Source organism: Brevibacterium sp. (assembly GCF_022712115.1).
Classification (GTDB): domain Bacteria; phylum Actinomycetota; class Actinomycetes; order Actinomycetales; family Brevibacteriaceae; genus Brevibacterium; species Brevibacterium salitolerans.
This window is the reverse complement of record NZ_JALAHB010000108.1, coordinates 1-4,907: the sequence shown is the minus strand read 5'-3', so window position 1 is coordinate 4,907 and position 4,907 is coordinate 1. Positions and strand designations below refer to the sequence as shown.

The window sequence follows — 4,907 nt, the reverse complement described above, 5'->3', positions numbered from 1 at the left end:
GCACGGGTGAGGTCGTCGATCCCCACGACGTAGATGCCCTCGTCCTCCAGCTGCGGGCGGAGCACGTCGCGGAACAGCTCCGCGTGGCGGCGCACCAGGAGCCGGGCGTTCTTGGAGATGGAGCGCATGACGGCGCGCGGCTGGGCGCCGGTGATGGAGGGGACGGCCAGCCCGGTGGAGATGCGGCGCTTGAGGCCGGCGACCCGCACCATGAAGAACTCGTCGAGGTTCGAGGCGAAGATCGACAGGAAGGCGGCGCGCTCCAGGAGCGGCAGCTCCGGGTCCGCCGCGGTCTCCAGCACCCGCTGGTTGAAGGCGAGCCACGACAGCTCGCGGTCGAGGAACCTGTCATGGGCGGCGGGGAGCTCGTGCTCCTCGCCGAAGGCGGTGACGTCGTACGGCATTTCAGGCCTCCGAGGGCTGGGACGCTCCGGCGGCGCGCGGCGGGGCATAGCTGACGTGTGTGAGCGTGCGGGTGAATCCGGTGCTGCGGTAGAGGGGGAGGGCGCTGGCGTTGTCGCTCTCCACGTAGAGCTCGACGGCCTCGGCCCCGGTGCCCACCAGCCTGCGCATCCCCTCGAGCAGGAGCGCGCGGCCCACCCCGCGGGCGTGCACCTGCGGATCCACACCGATCACGTAGACCTCGCCCATGCGCAGGCCCGAGGGGTGGCCCGCATGCATCTTGGTCTCGTGGAAGCCCAGCAGGCGGTGGTCGGCGCCCCGCTCCGCGATGACGACGGAGTCGCGGTCGAACTCCGGGTCGCGCAGGCGTGCCGCGTACTCCTCGACGGGCTGATCGCTCTGCTCCGGATGCCAGCTGAAGGCGGCGTTGTTCACCCGGGCCCAGTCCTCGGCGTCCCCGTCGCGCACGCTGCGGAGGGTGACCCCCTCCGGCACCTGCGGGGCGGGGAGGTCGGACGAGCCCAGCGGCTCCGTGGCGAGCTGCAGCAGCTCCCGGGCGCGCGTGTACCCGGCGTCCGCGGCGAGCCGGGCGGCGGCCGGGTGGTCGCCGTGCGACCAGAACCATGCCTCCACGCCGCGCTCGCGGAGGCTCTCGCCCAGTGCCGTGAGCAGCTGCCGGCCCAGGCCGGTGCCGCGCCGCGCGGGGGCGACGACGGCCTCGGCGGCCCAGCGGGTCCCCTGGAGCGCGGCGACGGCGACGCCGGTGAGCGCACCGGTGGAGAGCGCACCGGCGGAGCCGTGCGGCACCAGGCCCAGGAGGAGCGCCTCACCGTCCGAGGCGGCCTCGAGGAGACCGTCGGAGAGGGGCGCGAGGCCGTCGGCGGAGGTCGCCTCGGCGAGGAGCGCCGAGGCCGGCGCCAGGGAGTCGAGCACGATCACCTCGTGCCAGGGGACGTTCCGGTCTGCGGCGGCCTGCCCTGCGGAGCCCTTACGCTCCGCACCGTCCCTGCCGGCAGCGCTCGCCGGCCCGCCGTCAGTGCCGTTCGCTTCCATGCGTCTCCTCCTGGTCCGTGCCGTCCGCTGCGTCTCTGCGCTCCCCGCTCCCGCCCGAGGCGCGTTCGGCGACCTCGGGGGAGAACCGGTACCCCACGTTGCGCACCGTGTGGATGATCTGGTCGAGCTCTGCCCCCAGTTTGGCCCGCAGCCGTCTCACGTGCACATCGACGGTGCGGGTGCCGCCGAAGAAGTCGTAGCCCCACACGTCCTGGAGCAGCTCCGCGCGGGTGAGGGCGCGTCCGGAGTTCGCCGCCAGATGCCGCAGGAGCTCGAACTCCTTGAACGTGAGGTCGAGCTGCCGGCCCCGGACGAACGCCACGTAGCCGTCCTCGTCGATGGTGAGGGGACCGGCCTCGATGAGCGGCGAGGAGACCTCCGGGACGGGTGCCGGTCCGCGTACGACGGCCAGCCGCAGCCGCGCGTCGACCTCCGTGGGCCCGGCGCCGGCGAGGAGCAGGTCCGCCATGCGCCAGTCCGGATTGGCGGCGATGAAGCCGCCGTCCGTGAGAACGGCGATCGCCGGCTCCGGCCGTCCGGTCTGCTCGAGCAGCCGCGCGAAGCCGGCCGCCGCGGAGAGGTCGGCGGTCGCGTCGAGGACGACGACATCGGCGCTGTCCGCCCGCGCGAGCGAGTCCAGCCGCGTGCAGGCGTAGTCGAGCACGTGGGGGAGATGGGCCAGCGCCGGGAGCACGGGTGTGCGAGCGGGAGAGGTGCCCGGGGTGACGTGCAGAATGCGCATCGCGGGCTCCTTTGAGCGGGTTCGGTCCTGACCGGCACGTGCGGGGGCTGACCCGAGGCAGTATATCGGCCGCCGAGGCCCGGGCGTGGGCGAACGGTCCTCGCCCGGGCCAGGCCCGCGCCCCGGTAGGGCCATGTCTGAGCCCCGGTCGGGGCATGACAGGACGTGTGGCTGGGTGCGGCAGAGGGCGCGGCAGGACGTGCGGCTGGGTGGGGCAGGAGGTGCGGCCGTGAGCGCGCTCGCACGTCATAGGGCAGGATGGAGGCGTGTTGAGATGGATGCGCGTCGTGATCGCCCTGTGCCTGACGCTGGGACTCGGAGGCTCCGCCCTGTTCGGATTCTCCGTCTTCACCCCGGCCGCCTGCCTCGTGGTGCTGGGCGTGGCCTACGGATGGCCCCGGCTCACCGATTCCCCGCAGCCCCGGTCGACCTCGATCATGCTCGCCCTGTTCGGCCTCGCCGCGATCGGGACCACCTGGGTCTCCGAGGCGTCCCCGCATCTCGAGTGGCTGCCCACCCTGGCGGGGATCGGCCTGCTGTGGACCTTCGTGCAGAACCTCGCACGGGGGATGGGCGCCTCGCACGCGGTCGCCAACGTCTCCGCGCAGGTCGCAGGGCTCGTGATCTCCCTCTCCGCGGCCGCCTGGGTGGCCGCCTACCGGCTCCCCAGCGACAACGGCACGGTGCTCGCCGGCCTCGTCGCCGTCGTCCTCGCACTCGCCGCGACCGCGCTGCCGCTGCCCGCGCGCTTCACCTCGCCGCTCGCGATGGCCGTGGGCGTGGCCGGCGCGCTCGGAGCGAGCCTGGCCGTGGGCGACTTCGACCTCGGCCTGGTCGCCGCGGGCGTGCTGGGCCTCATCATGGGCCTCCTGGCCGCTGCCGTGGACCGGCTGCTGGGCCTCGTGGCGGATTCCCGCTACCAGGCGGCGCAGCTCGCCAGCGCCCGCGGCACGGAGAAGGCGCGCCACTTCGCGGTGCAGCTCACGCTGGGCGCCGCACCCATCGCGCTGGGCGGTGTGGTGGTCTACGTCCTCACCCGGATCCTCGGCGCCGGCTGAGCGGGCGCGGACGCCCGCGTCTCACCGCGGAGCCTCCCGCGAGCGTGTCCGCCCCCTGAGTTAGGATGACGCGCATGGACTACTCAGGACTCGTCATCTTCTTCGAAACCCTCGTCGTGCTCGCCGGCCTCGGTGCGCTGGCCGTGGCGGCCAAGGTCGTCACCAACCTCTTCAAGGTGAAGCGCTGACCCATGCCGGTCGAGATCCCCGTCGATCTGCAGCCTGAACTCGTCCCCCTCGCGTGGCTGATCGGCACCTGGGAGGGGCGCGGCGCCGTCGTCTATCCGGACGTCGAGGAGCGCGAGATCGCCCAGCGCATCGTCTTCGAGCGCGTGGGCGAACAGCCCTACCTCCTCTACCGGTGTGAGACCTGGCTGCTCGAACCGGCCTCGGGCGCGGCGCACGCTGCGAACGAGGAGCCCGGGGACGAACGGACCGCGGACGCGGAGGTCGCACCGCCCGTCCCGTCCCCCGGCATGACCGTGGGACCCGTGCTGGGCGTGGAGACGGGCATCTGGCAGCTCGCCCGCGACCGCGGCGCGCATGACACGGGCCCGGGTCTGCTGCCGCCCACGGAGGCGTCCCCCTACGCCTCGGCCGAGGCCGTCGAGGCACTGCGCACGGAGCGCGGCGACTTCGACATCGAGGCCTCCATCGCCTATCCGCACGGCCTCATGGAGCACTACGCGGGCCGCATCGCCGGGCCCCGCGCGGACCTCGTCTCCGACGGCGGCGTGCGCACTCCGCAGGCCCTGGACTACCGCAGCTCCAGCCGCATGTACGGACTGGTGAACGGCGATCTGCTCTGGGCCTGGGACATGGCCGCAGGAGAGACCGCCGCAACCTCCCACGTCTCCGCCCAGCTGAGCCGGATCACGCCCTCCGTCCTGGAGTGAGCATGGGCGCACGGATGCACCGCGAGAGGCACGCGTGGTCGGGCGGTGCGGCGTGAGTGAGCCCACCCGCGCCTATCCCGTGCCCGGGCCGCCCGCGGAGGCCGCCCCTGCGCGGCGTTCCCGTCTGCGCGGCCTGTGGATCTCCGCGCTCGTGGTGGTCCTGGTCGTGGCGCTGCTCGTCACCGCCTCCTTCCTCACCGTGCGGGGGCGGATCGATCAGCTGACCTCGGCGCTGGGCGAGGCCGCCTCCAGCGCGGAGGACCTCTTCGACGATCTCATCGCCGATCCGGAGGCGGCCCAGGGCAGCCTCGACTCCGTGCGCACCGCACTGGACGAGGCCCGGGAGGAGATGTCGGCCTTCCCCATGCCGGTGCTCGAGTTCATCCCCGGGGTGCGGAAGAACGCGGACGCCGGCGCCCGCGCCCTGGGGATCGCTGACGGCCTCGTGGACGAGGTGGTCCCCACCCTCATCGACGCGGCGATGCTCGTGGACTTCTCCACCGGGACGCTGCGCAACCCCGGCGACCTCTCGGGAGGCTGGGGACAGAGCGCGGACAGCGCTGCCGGCGTCATCCGCGACGGCGCCGATGCCCTCGACGGACTCTGCAGCGCTGCGGACGACCTCGAGGCGATCGACACCGAACCCCTCATGGACGAGGTCGCCGGCTCGATCACGCGCTTCACAGAGGCCGTCCGCGGTGTCTGCGAACAGGCATCGGAATACGAGACCGCCCTGGACGCCTTGCACCTGGGAGG

5 protein-coding genes and 1 pseudogene are annotated in these 4,907 nt (G+C 73.3%); 3 read left to right on the top strand and 3 right to left on the bottom strand.

Going from position 1 to position 4,907, the window contains the following annotated elements; all coding sequences use genetic code 11:
• The 3 genes and pseudogenes from Q0A33_RS06580 to Q0A33_RS06570 all read right to left on the bottom strand — a co-directional run.
• Positions 1-404 (bottom strand): annotated as a pseudogene (locus Q0A33_RS06580) (RNA degradosome polyphosphate kinase); the annotation flags it as partial.
• Between the two features lies 1 nt (position 405).
• Positions 406-1,455, bottom strand: coding sequence for a mycothiol synthase (gene mshD, locus Q0A33_RS06575; protein WP_291794641.1), 1,050 nt, complete (start codon positions 1,453-1,455; stop codon positions 406-408).
• The gene (locus Q0A33_RS06570; RefSeq protein ID WP_291794640.1) at positions 1,436-2,197 is read right to left on the bottom strand and encodes a response regulator transcription factor; all 762 of its coding nucleotides are present in this window, start codon (positions 2,195-2,197) and stop codon (positions 1,436-1,438) included. The genes mshD and Q0A33_RS06570 overlap by 20 nt, the downstream gene beginning before the upstream one ends.
• Positions 2,198-2,463: 266 nt before the next feature.
• Here Q0A33_RS06570 and Q0A33_RS06565 point away from each other — a divergent pair, with 266 nt between their 5' ends.
• From Q0A33_RS06565 to Q0A33_RS06555, 3 genes are all read left to right on the top strand, one after another.
• On the top strand, positions 2,464-3,255 hold the full coding sequence (locus tag Q0A33_RS06565) for an ammonia permease (RefSeq protein WP_291794639.1): 792 nt from the start codon (positions 2,464-2,466) through the stop codon (positions 3,253-3,255).
• 191 nt (positions 3,256-3,446) lie between these two features.
• Entirely contained in the window at positions 3,447-4,151 is a 705-nt protein-coding gene (locus Q0A33_RS06560) for an FABP family protein (RefSeq protein ID WP_291794638.1), read from the top strand.
• A gap of 52 nt (positions 4,152-4,203) precedes the next feature.
• The coding region (locus Q0A33_RS06555) for a hypothetical protein (protein ID WP_291794637.1) at positions 4,204-4,907 on the top strand (704 nt) is incomplete at its 3' end.